The sequence below is a fragment of the Bradyrhizobium sp. CIR48 genome, from assembly GCF_014198315.1.
Lineage (GTDB): Bacteria > Pseudomonadota > Alphaproteobacteria > Rhizobiales > Xanthobacteraceae > Bradyrhizobium.
On sequence record NZ_JACIHG010000007.1, the window covers coordinates 90,354 to 108,269 of the forward strand.

The 17,916-nt window shown below is 65.6% G+C and carries 14 protein-coding genes; 7 read left to right on the plus strand and 7 right to left on the minus strand.

The window, feature by feature from the left end; genetic code table 11:
- Position 1: 1 nt before the first annotated feature.
- Positions 2-1,135, minus strand: coding sequence for a DJ-1/PfpI family protein (locus tag GGD66_RS21855; RefSeq protein ID WP_183258985.1), 1,134 nt, complete (start codon positions 1,133-1,135; stop codon positions 2-4).
- A gap of 127 nt (positions 1,136-1,262) precedes the next feature.
- Complete coding sequence (locus tag GGD66_RS21860) at positions 1,263-1,817, minus strand: PAS domain-containing protein (RefSeq protein WP_183258986.1); 555 nt, start codon at positions 1,815-1,817, stop codon at positions 1,263-1,265.
- 455 nt (positions 1,818-2,272) lie between these two features.
- Here GGD66_RS21860 and GGD66_RS21865 point away from each other — a divergent pair, with 455 nt between their 5' ends.
- Both GGD66_RS21865 and GGD66_RS21870 read left to right on the plus strand, forming a co-directional pair.
- On the plus strand, positions 2,273-3,094 hold the full coding sequence (locus GGD66_RS21865; RefSeq protein WP_092259278.1) for a rhomboid family intramembrane serine protease: 822 nt from the start codon (positions 2,273-2,275) through the stop codon (positions 3,092-3,094).
- A 190-nt stretch (positions 3,095-3,284) separates the two neighbouring features.
- Complete coding sequence (locus tag GGD66_RS21870; protein ID WP_092259281.1) at positions 3,285-3,713, plus strand: CBS domain-containing protein; 429 nt, start codon at positions 3,285-3,287, stop codon at positions 3,711-3,713.
- Here the strand turns inward: GGD66_RS21870 and GGD66_RS21875 are convergent, their stop codons facing one another.
- Positions 3,714-4,748, minus strand: coding sequence for a patatin-like phospholipase family protein (locus GGD66_RS21875; RefSeq protein WP_092259284.1), 1,035 nt, complete (start codon positions 4,746-4,748; stop codon positions 3,714-3,716).
- Between the two features lie 245 nt (positions 4,749-4,993).
- Between GGD66_RS21875 and GGD66_RS21880 the strand changes: the two genes are divergently transcribed.
- On the plus strand, positions 4,994-6,067 hold the full coding sequence (locus tag GGD66_RS21880; protein WP_092259287.1) for a hypothetical protein: 1,074 nt from the start codon (positions 4,994-4,996) through the stop codon (positions 6,065-6,067).
- A gap of 391 nt (positions 6,068-6,458) precedes the next feature.
- On the plus strand, positions 6,459-6,653 hold the full coding sequence (locus GGD66_RS21885) for a hypothetical protein (RefSeq protein WP_018322145.1): 195 nt from the start codon (positions 6,459-6,461) through the stop codon (positions 6,651-6,653).
- 123 nt (positions 6,654-6,776) lie between these two features.
- On the opposite strand, the gene GGD66_RS21890 is transcribed toward GGD66_RS21885, so the two are convergent.
- Positions 6,777-7,769: a zinc-dependent alcohol dehydrogenase family protein gene (locus tag GGD66_RS21890; RefSeq protein ID WP_183258987.1), complete on the minus strand. Its 993-nt coding sequence runs from the start codon at positions 7,767-7,769 to the stop codon at positions 6,777-6,779.
- 102 nt (positions 7,770-7,871) lie between these two features.
- On the opposite strand from GGD66_RS21890, the gene GGD66_RS21895 reads away from it, so the two are divergent.
- A complete protein-coding gene (locus GGD66_RS21895; protein ID WP_183258988.1) occupies positions 7,872-8,723 on the plus strand; it encodes a LysR family transcriptional regulator in 852 nt (283 codons plus the stop codon).
- Positions 8,724-10,033: 1,310 nt separating this feature from the next.
- Positions 10,034-12,496 carry a bifunctional diguanylate cyclase/phosphodiesterase gene (locus tag GGD66_RS21900; RefSeq protein WP_183258989.1) on the plus strand — a complete coding sequence of 821 codons (2,463 nt, stop codon included), beginning with the start codon at positions 10,034-10,036 and terminating at the stop codon, positions 12,494-12,496.
- Here the strand turns inward: GGD66_RS21900 and GGD66_RS21905 are convergent.
- The 3 genes from GGD66_RS21905 to thrS all read right to left on the minus strand — a co-directional run bounded on the left by GGD66_RS21905 (position 12,482) and on the right by thrS (position 16,525).
- Complete coding sequence (locus GGD66_RS21905; RefSeq protein WP_183258990.1) at positions 12,482-13,750, minus strand: serine hydrolase; 1,269 nt, start codon at positions 13,748-13,750, stop codon at positions 12,482-12,484. The genes GGD66_RS21900 and GGD66_RS21905 overlap by 15 nt on opposite strands.
- Positions 13,751-13,813: 63 nt before the next feature.
- Positions 13,814-14,377 carry a nitroreductase gene (locus tag GGD66_RS21910; RefSeq protein WP_177237295.1) on the minus strand — a complete coding sequence of 188 codons (564 nt, stop codon included), beginning with the start codon at positions 14,375-14,377 and terminating at the stop codon, positions 13,814-13,816.
- Positions 14,378-14,470: 93 nt separating this feature from the next.
- Positions 14,471-16,525, minus strand: a complete 2,055-nt coding sequence (thrS, locus tag GGD66_RS21915; RefSeq protein ID WP_183258991.1) for a threonine--tRNA ligase — start codon at positions 16,523-16,525, stop codon at positions 14,471-14,473.
- A gap of 184 nt (positions 16,526-16,709) precedes the next feature.
- Between thrS and GGD66_RS21920 the strand changes: the two genes are divergently transcribed.
- Entirely contained in the window at positions 16,710-17,879 is a 1,170-nt protein-coding gene (locus GGD66_RS21920) for an MFS transporter (protein WP_183258992.1), read from the plus strand.
- Positions 17,880-17,916: the final 37 nt, after the last annotated feature.

Here is a 17,916-nt window from a genome sequence, read left to right on the forward strand (position 1 = left end):
GTCATCTCGGATATTCGAGCTGCATCGCGACGAAGTCGGCCGTGCGTGACCCGTAGCGCGCATCGATGGCATGCAGCGTCCGGTCCAGCGCTCGCGCCGGCGGCAAGTCGACGGTATCAGGCGGCATCAGCGATGCCGGCCAGTCGGCCGCGACCTTGTCCGGCAGGATGCGAAGACCGCCACGGCTCGTCTGCGGCTCTGCCGTGGCCGCAAAGGTGAGGGCGCGCGAGCGATAGGTGCGCGACCACGCATCAGCGACAAGCGCAAGCGACACCTCGTCGATGTCAGGCGTCAGCGCGATTCCGAGTTGCTCGCGGTTCCAGAATGCGAGCGTGTTGGCGATCGCCGTCAGTGCGAACGGGCGTGTGAACTGGAACGCCGCGCTGCGATGGCGCGCATTCCACTCCGCAAGATCGATGTCGCGGGCGACCGCCTCGGCCCTGGCGCGTCCGGCGATGGCCTCGACCAGGGTCAGGGCCATCGGCATGGACGCGGTGATGCCGGTCGTCGTCGCAACGCCGCGATCGACCACGATCCTGCGGTCCGCGACATAGCGGATTGCGGCATGCTTTTGCAGATCGCGCACCGAATACCAGTGCGTGGTGGCCTGCCGGCCGTCGAGGAGTCCCGTGTTGGCAACGACCTTGGCGCCGACGCAGACGCCGATGATGATCGCGCCCTTGCCGGCCTGGCTTCTGATCCATTGCAACGCCACGGCATCGTCTTCGCGGCTCATCGCGGGCACGATCACGTAATCGGCGCCGTCGGGATGCGCCGCGTCGAACTCGGCGATGGTCGCATGCGGCTGCACTTTCAGCGCGGGATAGAGCGTGACGGGTCCGGGCTGCGTCGCCAATGTGAGGACGTCGGCGACATCGGCGCGCGCGAGGATGCCGTACGGCATCAGATAGTCGGTCGTCTCGCTCATGTCGTTGATGCCGACGATGGCAATCAGCGGGCGTTTGCGCTTCGGCGGCTTCAGCGCCGCAAGCGTCGCTTCGGTCTCCTCCTTGGATATCGCAGGGGCGGCTCCCTGAGCCGGCGCGCCGGGCAGCAGGAACAGCCAGGTTCCGCCGATCGCCGCCAGCAGCGCCACGCAGCCGAGGCCGCTCAACGCCAGAACGCGCCATGTCATGATGATGTCACCCGAACCTCGTTGCTTCACGCGAGGCGGAAGCTATCCCTTGGCGACGACATCAGGAATGACGCAGATCCGGCAAAAACGGCCATCCGCATGCGCGTGATTTGTCGGGCGGCGGAGACTATCTCAGCCCCTCATACACCATCAGCCCGCGTGCGATCTGCAGTTTGCGGATCGCGCGCGGCAGCAGCTTCTCCGGCTGGTGCAGATAGCGCCAGGAGGTGAGGGTGAAGGTTGAGAGCGCGCCGCATTCGTCGTCGAACGGTGCGAGCACGCCTGTCACGCTCACCGGCGTGTGCGGGCGGGCGTTGAAGGGCAGCAGCAACAGCTCGAGATAGGCCTTGCTGCCGTCCTCGCGCGCGGCCGTGACGCCGGCGATCGCACCTAACGCCTCGTCGGCGACGATGGTTGTGATCTCCTCGATCTCGCTGCGGCTCGCGGCCGTGAACAGCGCTGCAAAGCTCTGGTCCTTGAGATCGCATCCCGCGAGAGCACAGACGCGTGTGCCGGCGACGCGGAAGGGAAAGCCGAGATTGGGCTCGCAGGAGAGGACAAAAATGTCGCCGAGCAGGCCGCGGACCGCGGCCGGATCGATGTCGGCCCTGTCGGGAGCCCGTGCGGCGCCGCGCTTCTTGTCCCAATACGCGAAGAACGCGCGGCTCGACGGATGTTTCATGTCTGAACGCTTATCCCGGGGTGCGACCTCGAAGGGACAAAGCTGTCCCGCTTCAGTGCACCCGCGATCCCTTGTGATGTTGTGCAGGAGGGGATTTGCAGCGTCCATGCCGGGAGGGCGTTTTCGCCCCCGTTAAGGCAGTCTTTGCGTCGTTAACGTTAAATTAACTATGGCCTTTGCGTCTCGCGCGGCGCTGCTATGGTGATCGCAGTCGCAAGCCTCGCCGCTTTCATCCAGGTTCTCGGCGGGGCCTGTACACAGGGCGTCAAACAGTTTGGTCACGGGCCGCGGGGAGGGGTGGGGATACACCTTCATTCCTCCGGCACCGGAAGGCCGACACGGACAGGCAGGGCTTCCCAGGGCCCTGCCTTTTCCTTTTGTGCACTTGCGCAAGGCCGGCAAAGGCGACTATCTCCAAACGGATCGTTCCGATCGCGCCTGAAAGCGAAGCTGCCTTGGATTCCCCGCACGATTCTCCGCCGCAGGATTCTCAGCCCGGCCTGCCGGCCGCCCATGAGGAGGCTCCGCGCGAGCCGGTCCTGACGCTGCCTGTGGCGCTGACCGCCTATATCGTCCTGCTGGCGGTGATCCATCTGCGGGTGCTGCTGCCGCCGGAGCTCGAGAACTGGACCATCGACGTCTTCGGCTTCATCCCCAAGCGCTACGATTCCTCGCTGCTGAACTTGCAGATCCCCGGCGGGGCCGGCGCCAAGGTCTGGACCTTCGTCACCTATTCGCTGCTGCACGCCAATCTGACCCATCTCGGCTTCAACGTGCTCTGGCTGTTGCCGTTCGGCAGCGCGCTGGCGCGGCGCTTCGGCGCGGTCAGGTTCTTCCTGTTTCTGGCGGTGACGGCGGCGGCCGGCGCGCTCGCCCATCTCGTCACCCATGAGCATGCGGTGGCGCCGATGATCGGCGCCTCGGCCTCGGTGTCGGGCGCGATGGCAGCCGCGATCCGCTTCGCGTTCGTGCGCGGCAGCTTCCTGTCGTTCAACCGGTCGGACGCCGATACCGCAGCAAAGGTTCCGGCGCTGCCGCTGTCGCGCGCGCTGCGCGACGGACGGGTGGTCGGCTTCCTCGCCGTGTGGTTCGGCGTCAACATCATCTTCGGCGTCGGTGCGATCGGCATCGATTCCGAAACCACGAGCGTGGCCTGGCAGGCGCATATCGGCGGCTTCTTCGCCGGCCTGCTGCTGTTCGCGCTGTTCGATCCCGTGCCGCGCGTGCGAAACGATGCTGCGGATGCGTCATCACAGGACGTTTCAGACCGTATTTGAAGCGGCGCTTGCGGTGCGGCCCGAATTCATACATCATTTGCGGGAAGAATGTTCCGAAGCTGCAAGCCGCTAGCGGCGATGCTTCGCAAAGCGCCTGAGCCTGCAACCGGCGCTAAAACTGTTAGCTGAAGACTCGAAGAACAAGTCCGGGCCGCCAAAGGCGGAACGGGTCCGATTCAGGGAGGCAACAATGACGGTACGTTCCATTCTCAACACCAAGGGCCACCAGATCGTGAGCGTCGAGCCCGACGCGAAGCTGGCTGCCGCGGTCAAGCTGCTCGGTGAGAAGAAGATCGGCGCGGTGCTGGTGATGAACCAGAGCCGGCTCGAGGGCATCCTGTCGGAGCGCGACATCGTCCGCGTGATCGGCGAGCGCGGCGCCGGCGCGCTGGAGGAGCCGGTCGCTCAGGTCATGACCCGCAAGGTCGTGACCTGCAAGGAGACCGACACGGTCGCCGAGCTCATGGAGATGATGACGTCGGGCAAGTTCCGCCATCTGCCGGTGATCGACAGCGGCAAAGTGGTCGGCCTGATCTCGATCGGCGACATCGTCAAGCGCCGGGTCCAGGAATACGAGTCCGAGCAGGAAGCCCTGCGCGACTACATCAAGACGGCCTGATCAGGTCTGCTCGCCGGCTTTCGGCGCGGTGCCTTCGGGCGCTGGCGCCAGCACATGGATTGCCTCCTGGATCGACTCCAGCGCGCGCTCCGCGGCGCGGGTGCCATGAGCGATCAGGTCCTCGGAGCGGTGGAAGTCGAACCAGCCGAACTGGCCGACCCGCGGCGTGATCAACAGATCCGGCGGATCGCCGGCAAGGCGCGCGCGGGTGATGCGATCCTGCATGATGTTGAAGGCATCCACCATCACCGAGGAGATGCCGGGCCGGCCATTACCGCCAAAGAACTCGCGCTTCATCGTCCTCTCGGGCGAGAACAGGCGCGGGAAGCGCCGCTTGGCCGTCGGCTCCGCCGCCTCCGGAGCGACCGGGGCGGGCAGTGCGCCGTGCGAATAGATCGTCGTGGAATGGGTGAAGATGTCGCTGGAAAGATTTGCGGCGATGACGATTTCGGCGCCGAGCGCGCGGGCGGCCGAGACCGGCACCGGGTTCACCAGCGCGCCGTCGACCAGCCAGCGGTCGCCGATCAGGACGGGCGAGAAGATGCCGGGCAGGGCGTAGGATGCGCGCATCGCATCCACGACGCGGCCGCGTGTCAGCCAGATTTCGTGGCCGGTGCGGACCTCGGTCGCGACGCTTGCGAACTTGATGGGCAGGTCCTCGATTAGGGTCTGTCCGACCGCGTTCACGAGGCGGGTCGCCAGCTTCTCGCCGCCGAGCAGGCCGGAGCCGTTGAGGCGGATGTCGAGATAGCCGAGGATGTTGCGCATCCCTTGCAGGCTGCGCCCCCACTCTTCGAACGTCTCGAGCCGGCCGGCCGCATGCAGGCCACCGACCACGGCGCCGATGGAGGTGCCGACCACGACGTCGGGCACGATGCCGTTGGCAATCAGGGTCCTGAGGATTCCGATATGGGCAAAGCCGCGCGCCGCGCCGCCACCGAGGGCGAGGCCGATGACCGGCCGGCGGGTGGGGCCAAGGCCAATCTTCTCGCCGTTCGAGCCGTTCGCGCCACGCCCCTTCAAGATGTCTAGCACCGAAACTCTCCTACGCCGGGGCCTGCACCGTCAGACTAGGCACCGCATTTGCGCTTCGCCATATCAGGCGCGAAGCATGGTTTATGCCGCTTTGGAAAGGGCACGGGGCAGGAGTATGGCGAGGGACGGTTGCCTCTGGTGTAATCACGCAGGCGTCAACCGGGTTCCATCGATCTGCAGGGGCCCGTATTTCCGGGGGTATCAGAGGCTTGAATTTGCCGCGTTTTCGGTGAAAAGCAGGGGGCATGACACGCGGGGGTGACGGCATCATCGGATGGCGGCGCAGCGGCAGGCTGCTGCCGGCGCTGATCCTTGCCGCGTGCCTCGTTACCTCAGGCCAAAACGCTGCGCAGGCGCAGCTTTTCTCCGATCGTCCGCCGCCGGTCCCACCGGCTTCGGTGCCCGAGCCCGGCGGCGCCGTCAGCCTGGCGCCGCCCTCCGGGCCGGGCGCCGGCCCGCCGAGCCTGCCGCCGACCCTGATGCAGCCGGCAACCCCGAGCATGCCGCCGCCCGCGGTCACGACCGTGCCGCCGGCCGCTCCGCTCAATGCGGCCGTGCCCGGACAGGGCGTGCTGTCGCTGACCGCGAAATACGGCAAGGATTCTCCGGCGATCACCAGCGGCCTAGTCTGGCGCGTGTTTGCCGACCGTCCCGACGAGAACGGCACCTTCAAGCTGATCCGCGAGGACCGCAGCGCCACGCCCAACATCGTGCTGCCGCCCGGCAATTACGTCGTGCACGTCGCCTTCGGCCTCGTCAGCGCGGTGCGCACCGTCAGCCTGAAGGCCGAGACCGACCGTGAGTCCTTCGTGCTGCCGGCCGGGGGCCTGCGGATCGAGGGCCGGGTCGGCACCAGCCGCATTCCCCAGAACCAGATCTCGTTCGCGATCTACAAGGGCAGCCAGTTCGAATCCGGCGAGCGCGCATCGCTGGTGCCGAACGTCGCCGCCGGCGACGTCGTGCTGCTGCCGGAGGGCACCTACTACATCATCTCCAACTATGGCGACGCCAATTCGGTGGTGCGCTCCGACATCCGCGTCCAGGCCAGCAAGCTCACCGACGTCACCATCACCCACCGTGCTGCCGTGATCACCCTCAAGCTGGTCAGCGACAGGGGTGGCGAGGCGCTTGCCAACACCGCCTGGTCGGTGCTGACCCCAGGCGGCGACGTCATCAAGGAATCGATCGGCGCCTTCCCGCGCGTCGTGCTCTCCGAAGGCGAATACCGCGCCATCGCCAAGAACGAGGGCAAGGTCTACGAGCGCGGATTCAACGTCGTCAACGGCGTCGACGGCGAGGTCGAAGTCGTCGCGCGCTAAGGTCCTGGCGGCGGTGCCGCCTGCGACCTGGCGCCCGGCACGGAAATTCTCATCGAGCGCACGAGCGTGCATCTCCTGTTACCGTCGCATCCGTCGTGGAGACTGGTGAGCAAATGCTCATCCCCATCAACCCCTGTGTTCTGCTTTGAATACTGCAAGCGCCGCCGGATTGCCTCCTGGGGCCAAGGCGAACACCGCTGGCGAAAGCTTATTCCCGCACCCCCGCCGTCTTCATCCCAGCGGTGCAAGAGACGAATTTCCGATCATCAATTTTATTCTCTTTCCACTCGGCTGGGTTATATGTCGGGCATCCGTTTAATGGGGGAGGCCGGAGCAGGGGCTTGGATGCCTTTGCGAGACCGGCAAGGAGCAGGGGACCAAGCTCGTCGGCATGTTCGAAGTGATCCTCACCAGGCGCAAGCGGTTTGGCTGGCGATGGCAGGTGTGCGACCAGTCCGGCAAGATCTTTGCCGATGGTTTCGAGCGCACCCGGCCGTCCGCCAAATATCATGGCGAGCGCGCGTTGTTCTTCCTGTTGTCGCAGGCCTACTTGCGCAACCGCTCCGCCGCGTCCAGCGAGGACTAGCGAGCACAGCTCCGGCGCGCACAGCTCCGTAGCCCGGATGGAGCGCAGCGTTATCCGGGGCCTTCGTGCTCTTTAGCGAGAATCCCGGATTGCGCTGCGCTCATCCGGGCCACAAGCTCCACCTCAGACATCGACGACCAGCTTGCCCTTGGCGGCGTGATCCTTGATCAACGCATAGGCCTCGTCGACGTTCTCCAGCGTAAAACGCCTGGCGTCGAGCAGCGGCACGAGCTTGCCGGCCTCGGCGAGGCGGGTGGCTTGCGCCATGATCTCTCCATGATGCGCGCGGCCTTCGCCTGTCAGCAGCGGCAGCAGCGTGAACACACCTGAATAGGTGGCCGCCCGGAATGACAGCGGCGCAAGCGCATGCGTGCCCCAGCCGAGCGCGCTCACCACATGGCCGAAGCGGCGCACTGCTTCGAAGGAAGCGTCGAGCACCTTGCCGCCTACGGTGTCGTAGACGATGTCGAAGCCGCGGCCGCCGGTATGCTGCGTCACGTAGGTTTCGACCGAGCTGTCGCGGTCGATGAATACGGCGCCGAAACCTTCGATGGTGGCGCGCTGCGACGGCGAGCCGGTTGCGAACACCTCCGCTTCGACGGCGCGCGCGATCTGGATCGCGACATGACCGACACCGCCCGCACCGCCATGAATCAATACCTTCTGACCCGCCTTCAACGCCGCCCGGTCGATCAGGCCTTCCCAGGCCGTGATGACGATCAGCGGCAGGGCGGCAGCTTCCCGCATGCTGAGATTAACAGGCTTCGGCGCGAGGAGATCGGCATCGACCGCGGCGAATTCGGCCAGCGATCCCTGTACGCCGCCGACACCACCGGTCATGCCGTAGACCTCGTCGCCCGGCTTGAACCGCCTCACCTCGCGCCCGGCCAGTTCGACCACGCCGGCGAGATCGATCCCTGGAATCGCCGGCAGCGGATGGCGCGCATGCGCCGCGGCGCCCGCCTGGATCTTGGTGTCGAGCGGATTGACCCCGCTCGCCCGCACCCGCACCAGCACGTCGTGCGGGCCGATCTCGGGCGTGGAGATGGTTGAGACGCGCAAGGGAGCGTTGTGGGTCTCCAGGACGCCGGCGCGCATCGTCGATTGTCTCGTCATGATCGTCTTGCTCCGTGATCGGCTCAATATGCCCATGAAATTTTGCATGAGAAGGAACAAGGCTGTACGCTCGTCATACATTTTTGTATGGCGGGAATCCTGATGGACTGGAGCGATTTGCGCATCTTCCTGGCAATTGCGCGCGAAGGCACGCTCGGCGCTGCCGCACGAAAAATCGGCCAGACCCAGCCGACGATGGGCCGGCGGCTTCGCGCGCTCGAGACATCGTTGGGCCAGACCCTGTTCCAGCGCACGGCGGATGGCCTGGTGCTGACCGACGAGGGTGCCGCCGTGCTCCGCCATGCCGAGCGGATCGAGGACGAGGCGCTCGCACTGGAGCGTCATGTATCCGGCGCGGAGACGCAGCTCGACGGCCTGTTGCGCCTGTCGTCGTCGGACTGGTTCGGGACGGTGATGCTGTCGCCGGTGATCGCCGCGTTCGGCAAGCGTCACCCCAAGGTGACGGTGGAACTCCTGACCGATGCGCGGCTCTACAGCCTGCCGCGGCGTGAAGCCGATCTCGTCTTCCGCATCAAGCCGTTCAGCGAGCCCGAGGTGATCTCCAGAAAGCTGCTGCACATTCCCTACGCGCTCTACGGCAAGAAGGGCAGCAAGCCGCCGCGCGCCGGCGACGGCGGCGCTGTCCGCGTCGTGACGATGAATGCCGAGTTCGCCGACATGCCGGACGCCGTCTGGCTGAAGCGCGCGCTGCCGAATGCAGCAATCGCCTCGCGCAGCAACAACAGGCAGGTGCAGGCCGAGCTTTGCGCGAGCGGTGACGGCTTTGCCGTGCTGCCGCGTCCGCTCGGCGACCGCGACCGCCGTCTGGTCGCGCTCGACATCGGAACGGCGCCGCCCGGCCGCGACACCTATGTCGGTTATCACCGCGATCTCAGGCGCCTCGCCCGTCTGCGCGCGCTGCTCGATATCGTGATCGAGAGGCTGGCGGGGTGAGGCTTCGTAGCCCGGATGGAGCGAGAGCGTAATCCGGGGCGCTCGTGCCTCGTAGCAAGGCTCCCCGGATTACGCTGCGCTCCATCCGGGCTACAAGATCTTGCGCTGCCCGGCGGGCAAAACACGCGAGCCCTGGGTCAACGCGCGGCGACAAAAATATTCCACTTTACCGAAATTCGGAAATCACGTATGTGTCGCGACAACCCGGCCCAAGGAAGAGGGGCGTATCGCGATCGTCACGAACGCGGGCCGGGCGGCGGTGGACGCAGGTGACATCGGCGCGAACAGCTTCGCAGGGCGGGTAACCGTGAGCGAAGACCTCGCGCACACGACCGGTGTGATCGGCGTACGGCAAAATCGTGTGGTCCTGGCGCCCGGGGTCTGTGCGCCAAGTCTTGTGGTGATGTGGCGGCCCAACCGGGCACGCGCATCAGCCATCCGCAAGGCGACGGGGGCAATAGTGCAACGCTCCCCGGGGAGAGCACGACATAAGCCGTAAAGCCACTGCGCAGGGAAGGCCGGGATGTCCTGGCTACACCTGTATCCCGCTGTGCAACTTCTTGTCACGCAGGTTTCGCACAGTGGACCGCGGGTGCCAGCGGGCTCCCGGCCTTCCCTGCGCCCTCTTTCAATTAGGAGGGTGAAGAGATGAAGCAAAGCTCGGGCGAGATGAGCCGCGAGGATGTGAAGGTGTGTCTCCACGTCGAGAGCGAATACGGAATGCTGCCGCGAGCTCTATCCATCACCGTCACCCTGAGGTGCGCGCGCTGCGGCGCGACAGCGACGCAGAGCAAGCCTCGAAGGGCGACGGCCCGGCTGCATCAGCTCGGCCGTTCATCCTTCGAGGCTCGGCATGCGATGCCTTCGCATCGCACGCCTCGCACCTCAGGATGACGGATTAAATATGGCCACTGCGGAAGGATTCTGGATTGCTTCGGCCTTCGCCAAGGCTTCGGCGGACAAGTCGCTGCGCTCGCAGTGACGATGTTGACGCAGTGGTGCGCCAAGCTCCGCTCTCGTGCCCCGGACGCTGCGCAGCGCCTCTTCGGCGGTGCGCTGCAGAGCCGGGGCCCATGTATCAGCACGTGCTGCGGCTTCCTGGGTCCCGGCTCTGCGCAGCAGCGTAAGAACGCTGCAGCGCGTCCGGGACACGAGAGCTTCGCATCACCGTCATAGTCTCTAACGCCCACTAACCAACACCTGACTTAAAACTGTCATAATCGCCGAATGGAACCCGCGCCTGCGGCCTTTTTACATGTCGTTAAGCGCAGCTGCATTGGATGCGCCGGGAAAGTGCGTTGGGGACTGCCATGAATGCCGCGAAGAAAGTGTCGGGAAAACCGGCCGCCGAAATGTTCGACGACATCCCGGTGCTTCAGCGCAAATGGCGTGCCGCGCTGAAGCCGGGCGATCGGCTGCCGCGCTATGAGGACGTGATGCTCGGCAGTCTCGGACGGCTCGCCGATCACATCGCGCTATTGAGGAACGATGGCACGCTCGAGCTGTCACGCAGCGGACGCTACGTGCAAAAATGGCTCGGCGAGGAGCGTTGGGATATCCCCGTCGCCGAATTGTCGCCGGATTGCGCCACCGCGCTGTCGGAAGCGGCGACGAGCGCGCTTGCCAACGGACGACCCTATCAAGCCAGCGCGCATTGCGTGCGCGACGGCATGGTCCGGACCTACGATGTGCTGGCGCTGCCGACGGCCTCGCGCTGGGGCGCCACGCTGGTCGGCGCCTACATCAACGAGCGCGGCACCCAGTACAATCTGCTGGATGCGATCTTCGCCTCGACCGACGATGCGGTGATCTCGCTGGCGACGCTGCGCGATGCCGGCGGCAAGCCATCCGATCTCCAGGTCGTGCACCACAACAACAGCGCAAGCGCGCTGCTGAATGTCGCGACCGGAAACCTGTTGTGGCGGCGGATCGGCGAGGGCAACACGCTGCTGGCCTCGCCCGAGATCATGGACTTTCTGCTCAAGGCCGTCGCGGGCGGCCGCGGCGAGCAGCTCGAGATCGAAAACGACGGACGCCACCTCCGCTTCAGCGCAACGGCCTTCGCCGACGTGGTATCGCTGACGATCTCCGATGTCACGGCGCTGAAGCGGCGCGACGCCTCGTTCCGCCTGCTGTTCGACAGCAACCCGATGCCGATGTGGGTGTTCGACGCGCAGACCAAGGAATTCCTTGGCGTCAACGACGCCGCGGTCCAGCATTACGGCTACAGCCGCGCCACCTTCCTGCGCATGAAGCTGCACGAGATCTGGCCGGAGGACGAGTGGGACAGCCACGCCGAGGCGCTGGAGCGCGTCGGCGAGGCCTACCACTCCTCGCGCAACTGGCGGCATTTGCGCGCCGACGGCAGCGAGATCGAGGTGCTCACCTTCGGCCGCCGCGTCGCCTTCGACGATCGCGACGGCTATCTGGTCGCGGTGGTCGACATCACCGAACGGCGCAAGGCCGAGGCGCGCATCGCGCACATGGCCCACCATGACGGGCTCACCGACCTGCCGAACCGCGAATATTTCCAGGAGCGGCTGAAGCAGGCGCTGGAGCAGGCGGCGGGAAGACGGGTCGGCGTGCTCTACATCGATCTCGACCTGTTCAAGAACATCAACGATTCCTTCGGTCATCCCGTCGGCGACCGCCTGCTCAAGGACGTCGCCGAGCGCCTGACCCTTGCCGTCCGCGGCGGCAATCTGGCGGCCCGGCTCGGCGGCGACGAATTCGCGGTGATCCTTGCCGCCGACGTCTCGCCGAACGAGGCCAGCGCCTGCGCTGGCCTGCTGATCGACATGCTGAAGGCGCCCTATGACCTCGACGGCCAGGAGATGGTGATTGGTGCCAGCATCGGCATCGCGCTGTCGCCGGGCGACGGCACGACGCCCGAAGAGCTGATGCGCAATGCCGACATGGCGCTGTACCGGGCGAAGTCCGACGGCGGCGGCGTGCACCATTTCTTCGAGCGCGAGATGGACCTGCAGGCGCAGAAGCGCCGCGATATGGAGCTCGATCTGCGCCGTGCGTTCGCCAATGGCGAGTTCGAGCTGCACTATCAGCCGCTGGTGTCGATCGCCTCCGACCGCATCTCCGGCTTCGAGTCGCTGCTGCGCTGGCGTCATCCGGACAAGGGCATGATCTCGCCGGCGGAGTTCATCCCGGTTGCCGAGGACATTGGCCTCATCACCCAGCTAGGGGAGTGGGTGCTGCGCGAAGCCTGCGCCGAGGCCGTCAAATGGCCTGCCGACGTCAAGGTCGCGGTCAATCTGTCGCCGGCGCAATTCCGCAGCCGCAACCTGGTGCAAATCGTGATCTCGGCGCTGGCGCAGTCCGGCCTGTCGCCGCGGCGGCTCGAGCTCGAAATCACCGAGTCGATCTTCCTGGCCGAGACCGACGCCAATCTCGCCATCCTGCACCAGCTCCGCGAGCTCGGCGTTAGCATCTCCATGGATGATTTCGGCACCGGCTATTCCAGCCTGAGCTATCTCAGGAGCTTCCCGTTCGACAAGATCAAGATCGACCGCTCGTTCGTCAAGGATCTGGCGCAGCGGCCCGATTGCAGCGCGATCGTGCGCGCGATCTCCGGGCTCGGCCGCAGCCTCAACATCACCACGACCGCGGAGGGCGTCGAGACCGAGGATCAGCTCGACTGGCTGCGCGCCGAGGGCTGCAACGAGGTGCAGGGCTTTCTGTTCAGTGCGGCGCGGCCTGCGGCCGAGATCGCAAAGCTGCTCGCCGATTTCGGTCAGCGCGCCTCACGGGCGGCGTAGTCCCTCGGGGTAGCAGTCGTAGACCAGCGCCTTGAAGGCGGGCGTGATGCGGCTGCGCTCGTTCTGGGTCTGCTGCATCATGAGGTAGACCATGTCGAGCTTGGGATCGACGCCGAAATAGGTGCCGCTCCCAGAGTCCCATTTCAGCTCGCCGAGCGAGCCCGGCGGCGGCGGTTTGGCGTTGCCGGGATCGGTCCGCACCGCAAGGCCGTAGCCATAGCCGAAGCCGTCACCCGGGAAATAGAAATAATCGCGTCCGACGCCGGAGCCGGGTCCGATGTGATCGGTCGTCATGGCCTTGAACGCGGCAGGGCTGAGATAGCGCTTGCCCTCGAATTCGCCGCCGTTGAGCAGCATCTGCGAGAAGCGCTGATAGTCGGTGATGGTCGAGAGCAGGCCGCCGCCGCCGGATTGCCATTCGGGATGATCGAGGCGGTCGCGCTCGGCGGCGAGCAGGATGAAATCGTTCGGCAGCGGCCGCGCCATCCGCGCGAGCTCATCCTCGGTCGCCAGCGTGAATTTGGTGCTGCTCATGCCGAGCGGGTCGAAGATGCGCTGTTTCAGGAACTGATACAGCGTCTGGCCCGAGATGATCTCGATGACGCTGCCGAGCACGTCGGTGGAATGGCCGTAGCGCCACAGCGTTCCCGGCTGCCGCGCCAGCGGCAGCTTGGCGATGCGGTCGGCGAATTCCCTGTTGTTGAATTGGCCTTCGAAGATGTTGGCGGCCTTGTAGGCCTGCTCGACCCATTTGCCGCCGATATAATCGTAGCTGATGCCCGAAGTGTGCCGCAGCAAATCCTCGATGTTGACGGGGCGGACCGGCGGCACGAGATCGAGCTCCAGCTTGCCGTTGGGCAGGGTGACCTCGAGACCGACCTTGGTGTCGGCAAACAGGGGAACGTATTTCGACACGGGGTCGGTGAGCGCCAGCTTGCCTTCGTCGATCAGCATCATCGCGCCAAGGCAGGTGATCGGCTTGGTCATCGAGTGGATCGCGAAGATCGTATCCGGCGTCATCGCAAGACTGGTCCTGACGTCGCGCAGGCCAAACGTCTTCAGATAGACCGGCTTGCCGTGCTGCTGCACCAGGATCACGGCGCCCGGCAGCCGGCCGCTTCCGACCTCTTCGTTGAAATACGCCGTGATGCGGTCGAGCCCGTCGGGCGAGGGGGCGGGGATGTCGGCGGCCCGGCTTCGCGCCATCGTGCCGGCCAGCAGCGCGGCCCCGACCAGAAATTCACGGCGTCTCATTCGGGCTTCCTCCCTTGCCGGGATCAAAGCCGCAAGACGCCAGAGGCGTCAACAAGCCTTCGATTAAAAACGCGTCACGATTTCCGAAAGGAACGGCCGCGGACGGTCTTCGCTCGGCTTGGTCGGCGTGCCCACGTGGATAAAGCCGGCGAGCTTTTCGTCCGGCTTGAGGCCGAGACCGTCGAGCACGTCGCGATCGAACGAGAACCAGCCGGTCAGCCAGCAGGCGCCGTAGCCGAGCGCGGTCGCGGCCGTGACGATGTTCATGGCGCTGGCGCCGGCCGACAATTCCTGCTCGAACGCCGGCACCTTCGGGTGCGGCCTGGTGAAGCTGACGATGCCGATCACCAGCGGCGCGTCGGTGAGGCGCTTGCGCTCAATCTCGACGTCGGCGGCGGGCGCGCCGGGATTTTTCCGGGCAAACACCTTCGCGATCACCTCGCCGGCGCGCTGGCGGGCATCGCCCTCGAAGATGATGAAGCGCCAGGGCGCCAGCTTGCCATGGTCGGGCACACGGGCGCCGATGGTGAGGATGGTCTCGAGCTCGGCCGCGGAGGGGCCAGGCCCGGTCATCTCGCGCGGCTTGACCGAGCGGCGGGTCTTCAGGAGTTCGATGGCGTCGGGCACTGGGAGATCCTCTTCAACTGGTCGTCGGGCGTGCCATGCGGAGATAAGCATGCACGCCCGCAACCGGAAGCGAGTTTAGATCGATTTCAGGGATCAGACCGCGCCCCGCACCCGCTTGACGTCCGGCGGGGTCGCCTCGTCGACCAGGGCGGCGATCGCCTCCTCGGTCGTCATCACCTTCTGGCCGTCGCTGCCGAGGCGGCGGACCGAGACCGAATGCGTCTCGGCCTCCTTCTTGCCGACCACGAGCAGGGCGGGGATCTTGGCGAGCGAGTGCTCGCGGACCTTGTAGTTGATCTTTTCGTTGCGCAGGTCGATCTCGACCCGAAGCCCGGCGCGGCGTGCCTGCTCCATCACCACCTTGGCGTACTCGTCGCCTTCCGAGGTGATGGTCGTGACCACCGCCTGCACCGGCGAGAGCCAGAGCGGGAAGTTGCCGGCATAGTGCTCGATCAGGATGCCGATATAGCGCTCCATCGAGCCGCAGATCGCCCGGTGCACCATGACAGGCGGCTTCTTGCCGCCGTCATGGTCGATGTAGAACGCGCCGAACCGCTCCGGCAGGTTGAAGTCGACCTGCGTGGTGCCGCATTGCCAGTCGCGGCCGATGGCGTCACGCAGCACATATTCGAACTTCGGCCCGTAGAAGGCGCCTTCGCCCGGGTTGATCTCGGTCTTGATGTGATTGTTCTGCGACTGGATCTCGCGCAAAACCGTCGCCATCACGCGTTCGGCGTGATCCCACATCTCGTCGGTGCCGACGCGCTTGTCCGGCCGCGTCGACAGCTTCACCGTGAGATCGCCGGTGAAGCCGAAATCGGCATAGGTGGACAGGATGAGCTCGTTGATCTTCAGGCACTCTTCGGCGAGCTGGTCCTCGGTGCAGAAGATGTGCGCATCGTCCTGGGTGAAGCCGCGCACGCGCATCAGGCCGTGCATGGCGCCGGAGGGCTCATAGCGATGCACCACGCCGAACTCGGCGAGGCGCAAGGGCAGGTCGCGGTAGCTCTTCAGGCCGTGCTTGAAGATCTGCACGTGACCCGGGCAGTTCATCGGCTTGAGCGCAAACCAGCGCTTGTCCTCGGCCTCGTCGCCGGCCGACTGCGCCGCGAACATGTTCTCGCGGTACCAGCCCCAATGACCCGAGGTCTCCCACAGCACCTTGTCGAGGATCTGCGGTGCGTTGACCTCGCTGTAGTCGCCGGTCAGGCGCCGACGCATATAGGCGATCAGCTGCTGGAAGATGGTCCAGCCCTTGGGATGCCAGAACACGACGCCCGGACCTTCCTCCTGGAAATGGAAGAGGTCGAGCTCGCGCCCGAGCTTGCGATGGTCGCGCTTCTCGGCTTCCTCGATCTGCTTGAGATAAGCGTCGAGATCCTCCTGCTTGGCGAAGGCGGTGCCGTAGATGCGGGTCAGCATCGGGTTGTTGCTGTCGCCGCGCCAGTAGGCGCCGGCCACCTTCATCAGCTTGAAGGCGTTGCCGACCTTGCCGGTCGAGGTCATGTGCGGGCCGCGGCACAGATCGAACCAGTCGCCCTGATAGTAGATCTTGATCGGCTCGGTGCCGGGAATGGCGTCGACCAGCTCGACCTTGAACGCCTCGCCCTTGTCGCGGAACACCTGCTTGGTCTTCTCGCGGTCCCAGACTTCCTTGGTGAAGGGTTTGTCGCGCGCGATGATCTCGCGCATCTTCTTCTCGATCGCGCCAAAGTCTTCCGGCGTGAACGGCTCGTTGCGGAAGAAGTCGTAATAGAAGCCGTTCTCGATCACGGGACCGATGGTGACCTGCGTGCCCGGCCACAGCGTTTGCACGGCCTCAGCCAGCACGTGGGCGCAATCGTGGCGGATCAATTCGAGCGCGCGCGGATCGTCGCGGCTGATCAGCTCGAGCTTGGCGTCGGCCTCGATGGGATCGTTGAGGTCGGCGACGACGCCGTCGAGCGCCATCGCGACCGTGCGCTTGGCCAGCGACGGCGAGATGCCCTTGGCGATATCGAGGCCGGTGATGCTTTGGTCGTATTGACGCTGGGCGCCGTCCGGAAAGGTGAGGGTAACTTTGGCGGCGGGGGTCACGGGCTTCAGATTGCTGAGGGAATATTGGAAGCCGGATTCGGACTTCGGCTGGTCCTTGGACTGGTCAGTCATTGCTTTTCTCCTGAGGCTCACTCCTGCGAACGAGCGCAGGTAAGCGGGAACGAGCGATATATCAGGCGATTCGGCCTGCGCAATCCGGCAATTCCAAGAAAATCGGCGCATAAAACGGACGTGCGCACGAACTATTTCGCACCGGCCCTTTAACTGGCCCGGCGGCTGCTCTACATGCACTTGCATGGAAAATGCACGCGCCCCGCGTTTCGCGCCAACCGCCTTGATGCTCGGCAATCTCGTCACCGGCTGCTCGGTGCTGGCCCCGGCGGGCATGCTGCCGGAGTTGGCGACGGGGCTCGACGTCAGCATTCATGCGGCCGGGCTCCTCATCACCTTCGGCGCGATCACGCTGTGCATCGGCTCGCCGCTGACGGCCTGGCTGACAAGCCGCATCGAACGGCGGACGCTGCTCGCGACGACGCTGGCGGTGCTCGCCTTCGGCAATCTCGCCTCGGCGCTTGCACCCGATTACACCAGCCTCCTCGCCATCCGTCTCGTGATGCTCGCGGTCGGTGCGCTCTACACGCCGCAGGCCGCCGGCACGGCGGCGTTGATCGTGCCGGTGGAGCGGCGGGGCAGCACCATCGCCTATATCTTCCTCGGCTGGTCGCTGGCTGCCGCCGTCGGCCTTCCGCTGATCACCTTCATCGCCAGCCGCTATGGCTGGCGCGCGGCCTATGGTGAGATCGGCGTGCTCGGCTGCATCAGTTTCCTCTTGTTGCTGCTGCGTCTGCCGGCGGGCCTGAAAGGCGCGCCGGTGGACCTGAAGACCTGGCGCGAGGTCGGCCGCAACAGCACAATTCTGCTGCTGCTGGCGATCACCATGCTGCAAATGTCGGGGCAGTTCGTAGTGTTCACCTTCATGGGCCCGTTGCTCAAGAAGCTCACCGGTGCCGGTCCCGATGCGGTCGGCATGGTGTTCGCGCTTTACGGCGTCTGCGGCTTCCTCGGCGTCGTCATCGCCACCCGCATCGTCGACACCTCGGGCCCCTATCGGACCTCGCTGCTGTTCACCTGCCTGCTGCTTGCGGGCATCACGGGCTGGGCGCTCGGCGCGGGCACGCTAGCCTTCATGACGGTCGGAGTCGCGATCTGGGGCCTCGGCTTTGCCTCGACCAATTCGATGCAGCAGGTGCGGCTGGTCGCGGCCGCGCCGCGGCTGGCATCGGCGACTGTCGCGCTCAATACGTCCGTCCTCTATATCGGCCAGGCGGTTGGCTCCGCCGTCGGCGGGTTGCTGTTCGCCCGCGAACTCCTGCATGCGCTCGGCTTCGTCGCGGTCGGTTTCGTCGTGCTGGCGCTGATCCTGGTGGTCCTGACCCGGCGCCGGCCTGCGGCCGCAACGGCCTGAATCCCGCGGCTTCGTGTACGCAATGTGCTTGGCAAAC